The sequence below is a fragment of the Wolbachia endosymbiont of Rhagoletis indifferens genome (genome assembly GCF_048537595.1).
GTDB lineage: Bacteria > Pseudomonadota > Alphaproteobacteria > Rickettsiales > Anaplasmataceae > Wolbachia.
In genome coordinates this window covers 1,073,361-1,090,138 of record NZ_CP175923.1, presented here as the reverse complement: position 1 = coordinate 1,090,138, position 16,778 = coordinate 1,073,361, and the positions used below count along the sequence as shown (strand labels likewise).

The 16,778-nt window shown below is 35.8% G+C and carries 9 protein-coding genes and 1 pseudogene; 5 read left to right on the top strand and 5 right to left on the bottom strand.

Annotated features, from left to right (window positions below):
• Positions 1-188: 188 nt before the first annotated feature.
• On the bottom strand, positions 189-2,771 hold the full coding sequence (alaS, locus tag ACJZL1_RS05695) for an alanine--tRNA ligase (protein ID WP_419247155.1): 2,583 nt from the start codon (positions 2,769-2,771) through the stop codon (positions 189-191).
• Between the two features lie 386 nt (positions 2,772-3,157).
• Positions 3,158-5,155: an NAD-dependent DNA ligase LigA gene (ligA, locus tag ACJZL1_RS05690; protein WP_419247154.1), complete on the bottom strand. Its 1,998-nt coding sequence runs from the start codon at positions 5,153-5,155 to the stop codon at positions 3,158-3,160.
• Positions 5,156-5,444: 289 nt separating this feature from the next.
• On the opposite strand from ligA, the gene gltX reads away from it, so the two are divergent.
• Together gltX and ACJZL1_RS05680 are read left to right on the top strand one after the other, a co-directional pair.
• Positions 5,445-6,767, top strand: coding sequence for a glutamate--tRNA ligase (gltX, locus tag ACJZL1_RS05685; RefSeq protein ID WP_419247153.1), 1,323 nt, complete (start codon positions 5,445-5,447; stop codon positions 6,765-6,767).
• A 737-nt stretch (positions 6,768-7,504) separates the two neighbouring features.
• Positions 7,505-8,263 (top strand): annotated as a pseudogene (locus tag ACJZL1_RS05680) (IS5 family transposase).
• Here ACJZL1_RS05680 and ACJZL1_RS05675 read toward each other — a convergent pair.
• From ACJZL1_RS05675 to lysS, 3 genes are all read right to left on the bottom strand, one after another.
• Positions 8,246-9,004: a recombinase family protein gene (locus ACJZL1_RS05675; protein WP_419247152.1), complete on the bottom strand. Its 759-nt coding sequence runs from the start codon at positions 9,002-9,004 to the stop codon at positions 8,246-8,248. The pseudogene ACJZL1_RS05680 and the gene ACJZL1_RS05675 overlap by 18 nt on opposite strands.
• Positions 8,953-9,288, bottom strand: coding sequence for a recombinase family protein (locus ACJZL1_RS05670; RefSeq protein WP_419247151.1), 336 nt, complete (start codon positions 9,286-9,288; stop codon positions 8,953-8,955). The genes ACJZL1_RS05675 and ACJZL1_RS05670 overlap by 52 nt, the downstream gene beginning before the upstream one ends.
• Before the next feature lie 368 nt (positions 9,289-9,656).
• Entirely contained in the window at positions 9,657-11,387 is a 1,731-nt protein-coding gene (gene lysS, locus ACJZL1_RS05665; protein WP_419247150.1) for a lysine--tRNA ligase, read from the bottom strand.
• Between the two features lie 108 nt (positions 11,388-11,495).
• Between lysS and ACJZL1_RS05660 the strand changes: the two genes are divergently transcribed.
• From ACJZL1_RS05660 to ACJZL1_RS05650, 3 genes are read left to right on the top strand one after another with little or no spacing between them, the layout of a single operon-like run.
• The gene (locus ACJZL1_RS05660; protein ID WP_253307377.1) at positions 11,496-11,792 is read left to right on the top strand and encodes a type IV secretion system protein VirB3; all 297 of its coding nucleotides are present in this window, start codon (positions 11,496-11,498) and stop codon (positions 11,790-11,792) included.
• A 9-nt stretch (positions 11,793-11,801) separates the two neighbouring features.
• The gene (locus ACJZL1_RS05655; protein WP_419247149.1) at positions 11,802-14,207 is read left to right on the top strand and encodes a VirB4 family type IV secretion/conjugal transfer ATPase; all 2,406 of its coding nucleotides are present in this window, start codon (positions 11,802-11,804) and stop codon (positions 14,205-14,207) included.
• Positions 14,200-16,749 (top strand): type IV secretion system protein, encoded by a 2,550-nt coding sequence (locus tag ACJZL1_RS05650; protein ID WP_419247148.1) that lies wholly within the window; start codon positions 14,200-14,202, stop codon positions 16,747-16,749. Before ACJZL1_RS05655 ends, ACJZL1_RS05650 begins: the two co-directional genes overlap by 8 nt.
• Positions 16,750-16,778: the final 29 nt, after the last annotated feature.

Here is a 16,778-nt window from a genome sequence, read left to right as displayed (position 1 = left end):
AGGGATTATCTTCTTAAATTCTATAATATTTTTTGTAACATTGTCTAAAGTGCCCAGACTACTTGGATCCAGATTGGATACTGAGTTGGTGAGTATAAAAGTATAGCTTCTACGTCATACCGCCACGAACCGTCATACCGCGATTCATTCGCGGTATGACGGTTCGTGGCGGTATGACGTAGAGTGTATTAGTCCTTAGAAGCTGTTATTTTGCTATAAATGGCTGTAATGGCATCATCTATTTTATTGCTATCACAGCCTGTTTGTGCAAGTTCAGCATTCCCACTACAATTCTTTTCAACTGCTATTGATATTAGTTCTTTTGCGCTAATCTTATTGATTAAGTCTTTACTTACTTTAATAATCAAAACTGTTTTATCTTTTTCTGTTGCCGTGAAAGCTATTACCGTTCTTGGTTTTTGTTGCTGTAAAATAAATTCTCTTATTATATTCGCTGGAATATTGGTAAAAGCATGGCTTACACAATTTATTCCATTTATTTCAGTGCTTTTTATATTCTCTGCACTCACAAGCTTTTTATATAGGTTTTTTATTTTAGCTTCGGATTTCTTGCGCTCTTGATTTAAAATATTTAATCGGTTTATTATTTCACTTGCTGGCGCTTTTACGAATTCTGCAACTTTTTTTAAGTGAATTTCATTATCACGTACATAATTGGTTGCTTCTTGACCAGTTAAAGCTTCAATTCTCCTCACTCCAAAAGCAACAGAACTCTCTGTTACTATCTTAAATAAACCGATTTCTCCAGTATGTTCAACGTGCGTGCCACCACATAGCTCTTTCGAATCTCCAATATTTACAACTCTAACCTGATCACCATATTTCTCACCAAACAACGCCATAGCTCCTTCGTCTATTGCCTGATTCATGCTTTGAATTTTTGTAGATGCAGAAAGATTTTCTCTGATTAGAGAGTTTACCATATCCTCTACCCAAAACAACTGATCCTGAGCGACTTGAGTGTTATGACTAAAGTCGAATCTCAGTCTATCTGGTGCAACTAGGGAACCTTTTTGAGTGACATGATCACCTAGAATTTTTCTGAGTGTAAAGTGCAGAAGATGTGTAGCTGAATGATTTCTTCTTAAGGTTTGCCTTCTTTCCTTGTCAATGCTTGCTGCAACTGTATCACCTTTACACATTGAGCCAGATTTAACTATGCATCTGTGCAAATATAGGTCATTAACCTTATTGGTATTCTCGACTATAATAATACTTCTACCAGGTTTGATCAGACTGCCAGTATCTCCCACTTGTCCACCTGACTCGCCATAAAAAGGTGTTTTATCAAGTATAATGGTTATCTTCTCTCCCTCCTTTGCAGAATCAATTATTTCATTTTTAGAGGAAACTATAGCTAGTATTTTCGCATCACTTACTTCATTGAACTCATAACCAACAAATTTTGTTTTGCCAAATTTATCGATCAAATCAAACCATACTTGCTCAACAGATTTTTCACCAGATCCAGCCCATTTAGCACGTGCTTTCTCTTTTTGCTCTTCCATTGCATCATCAAAACCTTTCTGGTCAAAATTTATTTTTCTCTCTTTTAAAATATCAAGTGTAATATCCAAAGGAAATCCATAAGTATCATATAGCTTAAACGCTAATTCTCCAGGCAGAGTGTCACCTGGTTTTAAATCTGCAGTGAATTTTTCCAATAGATTAATGCCTTTCATCAAAGTGTCTTTAAAGTTTTCTTCCTCTGATTTTAACGTCGTTTCTATTAAGCTTTTGGCCCTGACTAATTCAGGATAAACATCTCCCATATAAGCCGAACTCGTGCTATCTATCAGCGCCGGAAAAATGCGATGGAGTAGGGAATCATTATATCCAAGCAGGTGGATATAACGCGCGGCTCTCCTAATTAATCTGCGTAATACGTAATTCCTGCCTTCATTTCCAGGGAGCACCCCCTCTGCGATGAGAAATGTAGCTGCACGAAGATGATCTGCTACGATCTTATGCACTATTTTATTTTCCGTTCTTCCACAGTACTCTTGTGATTTATTTATCAGAGCAGAAAATAGATCAATATCGTAGTTATCATGGACATTTTGCATTACAGTAGCTATTCTCTCAAGGCCCATTCCAGTATCGATGCATTTTTTTTGCAATTTGTGTAAATTACCTTCTTCATCTTTGTTAAACTCCATGAATACCAGATTCCAGATTTCAACAATTCTATCGCCCTCTTGTAAATTAGGACTCCCATGGTCATAAAAAATTTCAGAACATGGACCGCACGGACCAGTGCTTCCCATACTCCAAAAGTTATCATCCGTTGCAATTCTTATGATTTTATCACTTGAAAAGTCACTTATCTTACGCCAAATCTCGTACGCCTCATCATCAGTATGATAGACGGTTATGGATAGTCTGTTTTTATCAAGAGATAACTCCTTAGTGATAAATTTCCACGCAAATTCTATCGCAGTTTCCTTAAAGTAATCACCGAAGCTAAAATTTCCGAGCATTTCAAAAAATGTATGATGCCGAGTTGTATAGCCAACATTTTCAAGATCATTGTGTTTACCGCCTGCTCTTAGGCACTTTTGACTTGAGACAGCACGTTTCATTTCAGTTTTTTGAGCGCCAGTAAAAATATTTTTAAACTGCACCATACCAGCATTTGTGAACATGAGCGTTGGGTCATGTTCTGGAATCAAAGGAGAAGAAGAAACCTGCTTGTGATTGTTACTTACAAAAAATTTTATAAATCTTTCTCTGATTTCACTTAACTTCATTATTTTTATTGAGAGTATTTATGAATAATAAGCTGCAATGGAAATAAAATCAATTTATCAATCTAAATATTGATATATATTATTTAGTATAATATATATAACTCTTATATAAAAATTTTAATAAAAATTATAGACTAAAATAATTTATTCATCATATATGTAGTAATATTTTATTAATTAATTTAAGGAGTATGAAATGCCAAAAGAATTCCAGAACACCAAGAATAGCATGCGAAAGAAACAACAAATAAGCAGGAGATGGATAGTGACCTTACCCAGAAAAAATGGAGAGAAAGAAAGGAGTTTTTTTGTGGTAATCCAATCAATCCAATTAACAGCTTGCTCATTATAGTCTTGCAACTTTGATTTAATATACAATCCAAGTGTCATTTGAACACTCCCAAACTTATTACTTTATGCCACTGGTCTTCATCTAAAATTTCTACACCTAATTCCACTGCCTTTTTATATTTGGATCCTGGTTTTTCTCCTGCAATTAGGTAGTCAGTTTTAGCAGAAAGATTTGAGCTGACCTTTGCTCCCAGAGTTTTAGCTCTTACTTTCGCCTCTCCTCTACTCATAGCAAGTAGCTTACCAGTAAACACTATAATTTTGTTATTTAAAACAGAGTCACTAGAGTTGGAGCTCACAGGAAGAATTTGAAGACAAGCAGTAAGATCATTTAACATTTTGATGTTATGTTCCTTAGAAAAAAATGATTCCAAAGATTCAGCCACTTTTTTTCCTATGCTGTCTATACCTACTAGCTCAGTATTATCTGATGACAGTTCAATCATCGAATTATACCAGTTATTATAAGAAACATAATAATCTGCAAGCAATTCTGCTGCAACTTGACCAATAAATCTAATACCTAAAGAAAATATAAACCTATCTAGAGTTATTACCCCTCTGCTTTGTATAGCATTTAATAAATGAGCTATTGATTTCTTGCCCCAACCAGGCTGTTCTTCCAGATTAAATTCATCCAATCTTTCTTCTAAAGTAAAAATATCATGGATTTGTTTTATCAGACCAAGGTCGTAAAAAAACTCTATCTGCTTATCACCAAGGCCAACAATGTCAAATGCATCTTTCGATACAAAATGCTTTAGTTTTTCTATTATTTGAGCTTTACAGGCAAATTCCTCAGGACATCTTACTGCCGCCTCTCCCTCAACCTGACGTACTTTACTACCACATTCAGGACATACCTCAGGAAATAAAAATTCAGGCATACTTGCGTGACGAAAACCCTCATCTACTTTGACAATTTGAGGAATCACATCCCCTGCCCTTTTAATTGTTACAATATCTCCCTCTCTTATGTCTTTACGTTTTATCTCATCTTGGTTATGCAGACTTGCTCTACTAACTAGCACCCCACCAATATTGACTGGCACTAAATCTGCAACTGGAGTTAAAACCCCTGTTCTGCCCACCTGTATAAATATCTTATTTAACTTTGTCTTTGCGTAAACCGCAGAAAACTTATATGCAAGTGCCGAGCGCGGTGCTTTGTGAGTATTCCCTAGACGATTTTGTAGTATCAAATCATTTACTTTGTAGACTATTCCATCAATATCATAATCCAAGTTATAGCGACAATTATAGACCTCGTTATAGAACTTCAGCATTCCATCCAAACTACTCGTTAAGGACTGATGCTCATTTACGCAAAAACCAAGTGCCTCAAGCTTATTTAGTATTTCACTTTGACTTTTCTCTGCTCCACCAATCAAAGAATAAGCAAAATATCTAAGAGGTCTACTTGCTGTAATATTTGCATCCAATTGCTTTAGAGAACCAGCAGCTGCATTTCGAGGATTGGCAAATTCATCGTTTTCATTTAACTTTAAAAAGTCGCTGTTACTGATGTATATTTCACCTCTTACTTCCAATCTACCTTGCACACCTTGCAAAAACTTAGGAAAGCCTTTTATTGTTGCAACATTGTGAGTGACATCTTCCCCTACAAAACCGTCACCTCGAGTTGCAGCTTTAACAAATCTTCCATCCTCATAAATTGCAGAAAACGACAACCCATCAATTTTGGGCTCACATAATATCTCTATTTTGTCTTCAATTAAAAACCTCTTTATTTTAGACAAAAATTTCTCTACACCTTGTTCATCATAAGCATTCTCAAGAGAAAGCATAGGTTCTTGATGTTCCACCTTAGAAAACCTCTCATCAGGTGGAGCACCAACACTATCTTGTGTTGCATAAATTTCTGGAAATTGTGCCTCTATTTCAGCTAACTTTTTCTTCAGTTCATCATATTCAGCATCACTTATTTCTGGCTTATTTTTTTGGTGATACAAAACATTATGATAATTTATTTGATCTTGTAGTTTTTCTCTCATCTTTTCTAAGTTAGTCATGTGTAAATTGAAATTTACATATTAATATAATAGGGTCACACTAGCTTTATCGTCAAGTTGTGAAATTTCTTAATTCAACACATGGTCTTAATTCACCAAACATCAAAGGTGCTACAAACCATACCTATTCCTTCTTCTACGCCAATAAGCCGTAGCAACGAGCTTCTTTAACGCTAATTATGGATTAGCCAAGAAAGAAGAGTAGAAACACTTGCTTTAGCCATATATTTATATAAAATTAAAATAAATTAGAGTAAATAAGTTATTATTTTACAATATTGCTATTTAAATGCTAACAAGATTCGCTCCAAGCCCAACTGGCTACCTCCACGTAGGAAACATACGAACTGCTTTGATTTGTTGGATGTACACACGTAATCAAAATGGAAAATTTTTACTCCGTTTTGATGATACTGACCTTCAGCGTTCAGATGTCAAATATATAAATGATATCATACAAGACTTGAAATGGACTGGTATCAATTGGGATGCAAGTTTTAAGCAATCAGAGCGCTTTGAGCGTTACAATGAGGTGTTTTTGCAGTTAATAAAAGAAGGGCATATTTATGCATGCTATGAAACAAGAGAAGAGTTAGAAATTAAACGAAAGTTGCAGTTAAAACAAGGACTTCCCCCGGTATATGACAGAAGCGCGTTACTTCTAACTGAGCAAGAGAAAATTCGTTATGAGCAAGAAGGAAGAAGACCACATTTTAGATTTAAGTTGGATAGAAATGAAGTTGTTAAATGGAATGATGAAGTTAAAGGTGAAATAAATATTGCAACCAGTAGCATAAGTGACCCCGTGGTAAAGAGAGAAGATGGAATTTACACATACATGTTACCTTCTGTTATTGATGATGTTGACTTTAACGTAACCCATATTGTACGCGGGGAAGATCATGTAACTAATACTGCAGTACAGATCCAAATGATTAAAGCATTAAAAGCGAAAATCCCTACATTTGCTCACCTTTCTCTGCTACATTTTGATGATAGCAAGATATCCAAGCGAGTCGGTGGGCTGGATATCAAATCTATAAAAGAAGATGAAATTGAACCGATGGCGCTAGTTAGTTATTTAGTGAAGCTCGGAACATCCAATCCAATTGAAGCTTGCACCTGTATGCAATCTTTGATTGACTCATTTAATATTAAAAAATTTGGCTCAGCATCTGCACAATTCAGCTTGAGTGAAGTATACAAGCTAAATAGCAAAGTTCTGCAACAAATGTCATTTGAAATTGTACAAGAACGTTTAAATCAAATTGGAGTGGACTCCTCAGAGTTTTGGTATTTTATAAGGAACAATATAGAAAGGTTTTCTGAGGTGGCCAAGTGGTGGAAAATATGCAAATCTGATATAGAGCCTGTGATTCTTGATAAGGAGCTTATAAAAATTGCGTTCAATGCATTGCCTCAAGGTGATTGTAATGAAAACACGTTGTCAGAATGGGTCAAAACTATTCGACAAACAGTGGATATAAAGGCAAAAAACCTATTTATGCAGTTGCGTTCAGCTTTAACAGGAACAGAAACAGGACCAGAGCTCGCTAAATTATTAATTTTTATCGGCAAAGAAAACATCATTGCAAGGTTAAAAGAAAAGTGAAAACCAAAGAATTATAGCTAATACAATCCCTACGTCATACCGCCGCGGTATCTCTAGATCCCGCTAACAAGCAGCGGGATGACGAATTTGTCGTTTATCAAATCGTCGGTAAATCTAAGTCAGTTTAGCTATAGGCAGCAATTTTCTGTATTTATTTTAAATTGAAGAAAGCTCAAATGAAAGATCGTGTTTTGCTAAAAATCACAGAATGCAGTCTGATTACATTAGTGCGATCCGATAGTCATGAAATCGTGATGGTTAAATTCCATCCGCTCTAACATCGGGTTGAAATCGCGATCCACATTTTAGGAAAGTGGCGACTTACTAAGGTGCAAGCATGGATCAAAAAGGGGTAATATTAAACTTTGTAATAAATCCCCCTGAGAATAGTTAAATATGGTTACGAAAGGAACTTATGGTTGAATTGTCGTTAATCAAAATATGCGAAATAAAGTTGATACGCATAGACCAAAGGTATGGGGAAATGAATAGTCAGAATGGTGCAGTCTAACTAAGATGTTTTCAATCCCCCGGCAAATAGTAAGGACCTAAGTTTAACGAGAAACGATTTCATGGAACGGAGTAACCACATGGAAGCTCTTGTTATTCTTTATTTTAAAGAATGATTAAGAAGGTGGCCAACTGAATGCTTCTATGTGAAGGGATTGTCTAAGAACCTGTTTAAAATCTCAAAGAGATGAGCTAAAGTAGGAACAGGTAAATAATGAGGTATATAAATGAGTCAAAGGTATCCAAGCGACATAAGTCGTGAGCAATTTGAAAAAATCAAACCAATTTTAGAAAGTAGGAAAAAGAAAACAAGACCAAGATTAATTGATATATACAAAGTATTTTGTGGAGTGTTATACGTGCTAAAAAGTGGTTGTCAGTGGAGAATGTTGCCAAAAGAGTTTCCAAGGTGGGAAAACATATATTACTATTTTCAAATGTGGAGTAAAAAGAAAGGAAAGGAGCCAAGCTTGTTGGTTAAAAAAAATTGGTTGTGACAAAACAGTGGTCGGAAAGAGAAAACCAGTTTCTGCATAATTGATGCTCAAAGCGTCAAAAACGCAGATACTGCTGAAAGAAAGGGCTATGATGCAGGTGAAAAGATTTCAGGGTCATATCGCAGTTGATACACAACACATGCAATTCATATAACAACGGCAGAAGCAACTGATCGTAGCAGTGCTGTGAAAATGGTGGAAAATGCTAAAGAAAACCTCTCTGAAGTCAAAAATATACTCGTTGATGCTGGCTATACAGGAGAAAATTTTGCAACACAAATAAAAGCAACTATTGGTGCAACTGTTGAGGCAGTAAAACGAAGCGAATTACATACCTTTGCTGTATTGCCAAAAAGATGGGTTGTCGAGCGGTCTTTTGCTTGGTTGGAAAAATGTAGACGGTTATGGAAAAATTGCAAGCGTAAACTCAACACAAGTTTACAAATGGTTGTTCTTTCCTTCATTTCTCTTCTATTGAGGAGATTTTAAACAGGTTCTTACAGAACTTCCGTAATATGCATAACGACAATGCTTACATACGATTAAACCTTGTAGTAAATACTTTGCTCCTCTTTCTCTTGTCCTTGCTATTTTTCTATTCTCAGCTAATTGTTCTTGAACTATATCAAACACATCTTCGTCCACTATATTTGGCACTTCAACATAAATCCAATTTGCTTTTTCAACAGAATAAGTAGAGTAATTATCTTTCGGTTGTTCACAAGAATGTTTTTGTGGTCTTATATGTTGTAACTTTACACCTACTTTTGTTTTACCAAAAGCTGCTTGTCCTTTGTAAGCAGGGTTTTTTAACATACCCCAAATTACACTCCTATCCCAGCACTTTTTTCCTGTTCGTGTTATAATAGACATAGTATTTAGCCGACGGCATACTTCCCCAATACTTGCTCTTTCCCTGCTTACCCACAAAAATACTTTGCGAACAATATCAGCTTCTTCTTCGTTAATCTCAAATAAAGCTTGTCCTCCTCCCATATGTTTATCTATATAACGATAGCCATAAGGAGCTCCTCCCATTACGCTTACACAACCTTTATTAGCTGCATAAATCTTTCCACGACGACTTCGTTCCATAATTTTCGCTCGTTCATATTCTGCTATCATACCTTGCATTTGTAACAGCAATTGAGATTCTGGGTTATCGTTAATCTCATAATTTAAAAAAACCGCTTCTGCTCCTGCTTTCTCAAATTCTTCAAGTAATACCATTTGATATGCATATTTTCTAGATAAACGATCAGGAGAGTGAATCTATCAATTTTACCTTCTGTTACTTTATCGCGTAATTTTTCTAGATCAGGACGAACCAAATTAGATCCACTGTAGCCGTTATCAATAAATTTATACTCACTCAATAATTTGTACCCATCCATACCAATTTGCTTCTCTAAAGCTGCAACTTGACTTGCTATTGTATTTTCTTGTGCTTGTTTCCCTGAAGAAACCCTTGCATATAAACTCACTGTTACCATTTGATCCTCCTTGAATCCCATTTTTACCCTTTAAGTTTTTTTGACTTTCTCCCTTTGATGCTGACTTTTCATAAGCATCTGATAAATACTTTTCTGCCAACCGGTTAGGCTCATGGCTACAACTAATCCGTATAGCTAATCTCTTATTTCCCATTATCTTTCCTTGAAATAATATGTTCATATCATTCATTGAAGCTGATGGTTAATCGATTATTAGCGCTATAAATAAATGGCACTTTTGTTTTTGGACACAGAAGTTTTCGAGAAATAGTTTTCTCTAGTTTTATGTTTTTTGCAACATTGTTGGCGGAGTAGTGATAAGGGGGCTGGCAAAATGTGTCAAGGAATTCTTATTAAAACTAAAGAGCTCAAATGAAAGAAGGTAAACTCTAAAGTATACATTTAGTAGCGCTTCCTATGAGAGAAATCGTATTATCTATTCCATAAAGCTTTATGAAGGATCCCATTCTTGGGCCGGTTTTTTGGCCAAGTAACGTTTCATATAATAGCTGAAACCAATCACGTAAGTTGGTGTAATCATATTTTTTTCCAATAGAAAATACCTGAGATTGAATTTCTTCAGCAGTAGCAGTTATAGATAGAGAATGTAAAGTGTCCTTCAAATCTAGTAACGCTTCTTTCTCTTTTGCATTTGGAGTTTTATATGATTTTGTTGGTTTGATAAAATCGTGGTAATACTTTACTGCAAAGTCTGAAAGTCTATCAAGCATTTTATTATTTTCTGGTGTAACGTTTGGTGCATAAGAGAATATAAAACCCCATAGGATCTCTTTGTTTTCGGCGTTACAAGCTGCTGCTAGGTTTAAAAGTAGCGAGAAATTTATGCCTGAAGTATCTATATTTGGAACTTTGCCCTGGTGGATATGCCATGCAGGATTGTCTAATCGTTGTTCTAGTGAAAAATTAGCACCTCGGTCAGGTGTCATTCCAGTGCTTGACACTGGAATCCATATTTTTTCTTCCTGGATCCCAGTGTCCGCTACTCGGATGACAGTAGAGGGGTCTGGGATAACAGAAGCCTCTGAGGTAACAAATGGTTCTGAAATTATAGGCGATTCTGCAGTCAGTCTACTGTCTGTATCCTTTTCTTTATTCTCATTATAACGCTTAACAAACTCTAGATACTCATCAGTTGATTTTGGTATCACATCAAAATATAAACGTTTAGCTTTTTTAGGACTCTGAAAAATGTACAATGCTAAGCTCTCTGTTGGTGCGTAAGTTAACCACTCTTCAATTGAAATGCCATTTCCTTTTGATTTTGATATTTTCTTTCCTTCTTTATCAAGGAAAAGCTCGTAGCAAAACAGAAGTGGTGGCTTTTTTCCAAGTATTTCACATATCTGACTTGAAAGCACAGCAGATGGAGTTACATCTTTTCCGTGAGCTTCGTAATTTACTCCAAATGCGGCCCACCTCATTCCCCAATCAGGTTTCCATTGCAGTTTGCATTTTCCTTTTGTTACCGGAACTTCTATTTTTTCCCCGTTTGGATCTTCATACGTGATTGTTCCTTTATCTGTATTTGTTTCAATTACTGGAACTTGTAAAACTTGAGAAGTTTTTGGGCATATTGGCAAGAATGGACTATAAGTCTGCTGCCTTTCTTCCCGAAATGATGGAAGCATTACGTCCATCACTTTATCATAATTTTTCAGCAAGAGTAAAAGTTTTTCATCGTAAACGCCAGATTTATAACACTCTGTTGCACTCCTAAATTCGTATTCAAATTCAAACAAATCAAGAAATTTACACAACAATGAATTCATATGATGACCATAACTCTGATGAGTGCCAAATGGATCAGGTATCATAGTCAATGGTTTATTTAAGTGCTCTCTTAGCATCTCTTGATTTGGCACATTATCTGGTATTTTTCGTAAACCATCCATATCATCTGAAACTGCAATGATTTTGGTTTTTATACCAGGAGCTATTTTTTTTAATGCATTTACAACAACTGTAGTGCGAAAAACCTCTCCAAAGGTTCCTATGTGGGGTAAACCAGAGGGTCCATAACCAGTTTCAAATATTATTTCTTTTTTATTAGGAAACTCTTGCAATATTTTTTCTGCTTCTTGAAATGGCCAACTTGTCATTATCTGGGTTAAATAATGTACCTTAACTTAAAGTGCTACTAGTTTCAATGGATTTTTAATATAATGATATAGTATTAGTGTTAGAGCGATTATTAGAAGGTTAAAGATATGTCCACAGGTAGTATACAAACAGATCAATTATTTAAAGGTCTTACAAGACCTGCAATGCTCTTTGGTGTGAGTTATATGTTTGCAATATTAAACGTTCTGATTTGCCTGCTAATTTTCATTAATTCAAATGATTTGAGAGTGATTCTCTTAATGTTACCAGGTATACATGGACTTGGCTATATAGCTTCTGCAAAAGAACCGTTGTTTATTGAATTATTTATGGTAAAATTAGGAAAGTGCTCGAAATGTTTAAATCGTTTTTATCATGGAGCCAATTCTTATGATATTGCTTAACGTTGTGTGATGCTGAGGTTTAGGGCTATTCAATCGAAGAATAAATCTACTCTGAACAGGGAAGTTCACGCTGCTGAATTTATTCCTTATTCTTGCTATTGGAATAGCACAACCTTGATGACAAAAGAAAATTGGTTGGTTAAGGTTATAAAATTAAGTGGTTTTGCATTTGAAACCGCTGATGACGAGGATTTAGTCATACAGAACAACATCAGGAATCAGATGCTAAGAAGCATTTCATCTCCGGCATTTAGTTTGTATTTTCATACTATCAGACGTAAGAAAAATATTTTTTCTGATGAATTTGCAAGTCAAGGTTTGCCGAATTTTTTCGCTAATCACGTAAATCTAAAATGGAGAGAAAAACACGCAACAAGGCAATCATTTATTAATGACCTATACATTACGATTATCCGTAGAGCGGACACGAAAGGAGTAGAATTTTTGTCACATCTACTAAAAAAATTCGGGCATGTAACTTCAAAACATGCTTGGGAAAGTGATATGCGTGCCACATATGAAGATTTAGAGGAAACGACAAATCGTGTAGTGACAAGCCTTAGGAATTATTCGCCTAAAATCCTTGGAGTAAAAGAAACTCCAGGTGGTTTGTTCTGTGAAATAATGGAGTTTCTATCTAGAATTGTAAATTGTGGCTTCGTTACAAATACGCTTTTTCCGCTAAGAACTGAAATATCAAGATACTTACCAGTACATAGATTATTCTTTGGCCGTAAGATGATACAGGTTGTGACTCATAATGAGAGTAAATATGCTGGAATAGTTAGTATAAAAGAGTATGGAAATAATACTTCTGCAGGAATGCTTGATTCTTTTTTACAACTTCCTTACGAATTTATAATTACGCAATCTTTTCAATTTACAAACAGGCAAATAGCAATTGGAAAAATGCAGATACAGCAAAATCGAATGATACAGTCTGCAGATAAAGCTATTTCTCAAATAGCAGAAATTTCTCAAGCGCTTGATGACGCAATGAGTGGTAAGATTGCCTTTGGTCAACATCACCTGACTATTTTATGTATAGAAAAAAGTCCTAAATCATTGGATAACGCTCTGTCGTTGGTAGAATCAGAGCTTTCTAATTGCGGTGTTTACCCTATCCGTGAGAGAGTTAACCTTGAACCAGCATTTTGGGCGCAAATTCCTGGTAATTTCGATTATATAGTGAGAAAAGCTACAATAAGTAGTCTTAATTTGGCTGGATTTGCATCTCAACATAATTATCCTACTGGTAATAAATTCAATAACCACTGGGGAGATGCCGTTACAGTTTTTGACACAACATCTGGTACTCCATTTTTTTTCAACTTTCATATAAGGGATGTTGGACACACTATGATAATTGGCCCAACTGGTGCTGGTAAAACTGTTTTAATGAATTTCTTGTGTGCCCAAGCGATGAAGTTTTCTCCAAGGATATTCTTTTTTGATAAAGATCGCGGTGCAGAGATTTTTTTGAGAGCACTTAGTGGTATCTATACTGTAATAGAACCAAGAACTAAAACAAATTTTAATCCTTTGCAACTTGATGACACCTCTGATAATAGAACATTTTTAATGGAGTGGATAAAGTCTTTAATTTCGGTATATAATGATAAATTTACTTCAGAAGATATTGCACGAATTAATGATGCAATTGAAGGGAATTTTAAATTAAGAAAAGAAGACAGGTTCTTGAGAAACCTCGTACCGTTTTTAGGGCTTGCAGGTCCTGATACTCTAGCTGGGGCAATATCTATGTGGCATGATAATGGTTCTCATGCTGCAATATTTGACAATAAAGAAGATTTGCTAGATTTTTCACGAGCAAGAGTATTTGGTTTTGAGATGGCTAGCTTGCTCAAAGATCCTGTTGCCCTTGGACCAGTATTGATTTATTTATTTCATAGGATTAGTATATCTCTTGATGGCACTCCATCTATTATCGTTCTTGATGAGGCATGGGCATTAATAGATAATCCAGTTTTTGCACCCAAGATAAAAGACTGGTTGAAGGTACTGAGAAAACTAAATGCTTTTGTGATTTTTGCTACTCAGAGTGTTGAGGATGCAAGTAAAAGTGCTATTAGCGATACGCTTGTACAACAAACAGCGACACAGATTTTTTTACCAAATCTGAAAGCTACTAGTGTCTATCGGGATGTTTTTATGTTAACTGAACGTGAATATATATTAATTAAGCATACAGATCCAAGCACTAGATTCTTTTTGGTGAAACAAGGAGTTAATGCTGTAGTAGCTAGAATAGACTTAAAAGGCCTGGATGATATAATCAACGTATTATCCGGACGTGCAGAAAGTGTTCTATTGTTACACGATATATTAAATGAAGTTGGGGACAACCCAAAAGTATGGTTGCCTATATTTTATCAGAAGGTAAAAAATGTTTAAGACTAAGCTGTCATTGCTATTAATTGCGATATTTTTACTAAATATAGACTTTTTACTCTCATATCCAGTGCTTGCAGATGGAGTAAGTGGTACTGACAAGACAGAATTTGTTAGCAGATTTAATTCCACTGGCAGTTTTAGTCGTGCCTCTAATCCTGATTGTGGAGCGTTTAAAACAGCTGCAGCACTTGCTGGAATAGCGATTGCTGTTGGCGCAATATTTACTGGCATTGTTTTGATCGTTTCTTCTGCTGGTTTGTTTACCGCTCTTGTTATTGTTGGAATGATAGCTGCAATTGTTGGAGTCTGGAAAGCGATAGGAGGGCTTGTTGTTTGTGAACATAGTTTTGTTAAACACCCAGTTGCACGTGATCATGATGGAAAATACAAAAATTTTAAATTAGAAGACACAGGTTATAGTGGCTGCACCAATGAAAATTACCAAACAGAAGAGGAATATTTTTCTTGTTTGCAAAATAAAGCTCGGGAAGACGTGAACAAAAAAGATTATGACGGGAAAAGAGCAGAAAAAGAAGCCTTAAATTCTAACGTTCAGGAGAGTACAGAGAGTTATTACTGGCCAAAAAACGGTGTGCAATACAGTGAATATATAGAAGTATGTCATCGAAACCCTTTAACTTTTGGTAATCTTTTTAACAAGAAAGACTTTGATTTCAGAAAAGAAACTGGATACATAGATTTTGATGTCAGGGAGAAAGATACTGGATATGTAGATGGGTCATGGTCCCCGAAGGTTGATGGTGAGCTGAAATGTAAAGTTCTCAAAGCAGGACAGAGCGAACCCATACATGGAGCTACATTTAAAGCAGTAAGAAAAATGGGCAGATTATGTGTGGAGTTAGCAAGTGTGAAAATGCTTGGTATCGAAATGACTCCTTGGCCGCAAGGGGTTGATATGGGGTGCACGGAATTGCCACCTGACCCACTTGCTCCTATGTGTGAAAAATCTGTGATGATATTCAAAAATAAAGATGGTACAGGAGAGGAAAAAGTTCCTATTGGTAATAATGATGACTATAAAACTATTATCAGATCTAAAGAAAAAAGACTCAACGGACAAGGGGGGAAAATTTTTGTAGGTTATGATAATGCTGGCTGTTTTAGCTCGTATGTTTCTGAAGCTTGTTATAACCAGGCAGGGAGTAAATCATTAGCTCCTATTCCCGTAACTTCTATGATAGTGCAATGCATTAAGGAATCGTTAGATAATTTAGTTGCAGGTAAAGGTGCACCAAATGGTGAGAGTTTTATATCTGTAGCACAGAAAAGGCTGAAAAACACTGTAACTGCTGTTTTAGTTTTAGCTTTAATACTGTTCTCTATAAAAGCCATGTCTGGTGGAGTTCAGAGGCCTCAAGAAATGTATATGTTGATCATAAAATTCGCTTTAGTGATTTACTTCACAACAGGCAGTACCATGTCTCATTATTATGGAGAATTAACTCGTCTCTCAAATGGTTTGTCAGAGATAGTGCTAAAAGCATCATCTGAAAGTAAAGGCATATGTAATTATAAAGCAGGTACAGATTATGAATATACTCGTGCAGGAAAGAGGGTATCTTACAGTTATCTTGCACCTTGGGATAGGCTTGATTGTAGAATTTTATTTTATTTAGGTGCCCCTTTAGATGGAATTGGTGGCAAAATTGGTACTGGAGGTGTTGCAACGTTAGCAGTCTTGCTTGGTGCTGCTCCTGTCTTATTAGTTGCAGGTTCGGTAATCGGTATTATTTTTGCTGGTGGACAAATTTTAGTAGCTCTTGTCTGTATATTTATGGCCGTTCTGATGATGATGGTTATTTTGTGGCTGTGCTATGTATTTATTTTATCTCTAGTTGCTTTAAGTGTAATCATCATTTTATCACCTTTGTTCATTCCTATGGTTTTATTCCAACACACCAAAGGATATTTTGAAGGCTGGGTGAAAGAGTTGATTACCTATAGCTTATACCCGGTTATCCTTTTTGCGTTTTTGTCCTTTATGTTCATAGCATGTGATAAAATCTATTTTAAAAATTTAAATTTTGAACTGGACGAGTCATATAAAAATGAACAACCGGACAAGTCATATGAAAAGAAACAAGCAGAAATCTCATATAGTAAGAAAAAACAGTGGTTTAAATTGAAAGATGGGGAATGTGATAAAAATGAAACTACTCTTGCATGTATGATGCAAAATTATAGCTTTAAAAAGAGCAGCATACTTGGTCTATTCGACTTTACATACATGGAGTTTGGCAGCTCTCTCATCGGAGAATTATTAAAATTGTGTTTAGTATTATTCCTCTTTTACCACTTTTTAAACATTCTTCCTGGCATGGCTGCTGAACTTGCTGGTAACCATAGAGCAGCACTTGGCTCAGGTCGGACACCTGGACAAATGGTGGGCAAAGCTTTATCTGCTGCCAAAGCTGCTGCTGGAGGTGTTGGTCAAGCTGCTGCTGCGGCTGTCAAGAAGGCAAGAGGTACTGGTGGAGGAGGTGGAGATAGTGGTAAAGGTTCCAGCGAAAAGATTAACTAAGGTGGCGGTGATGCTAGTTAAGGTAAGTA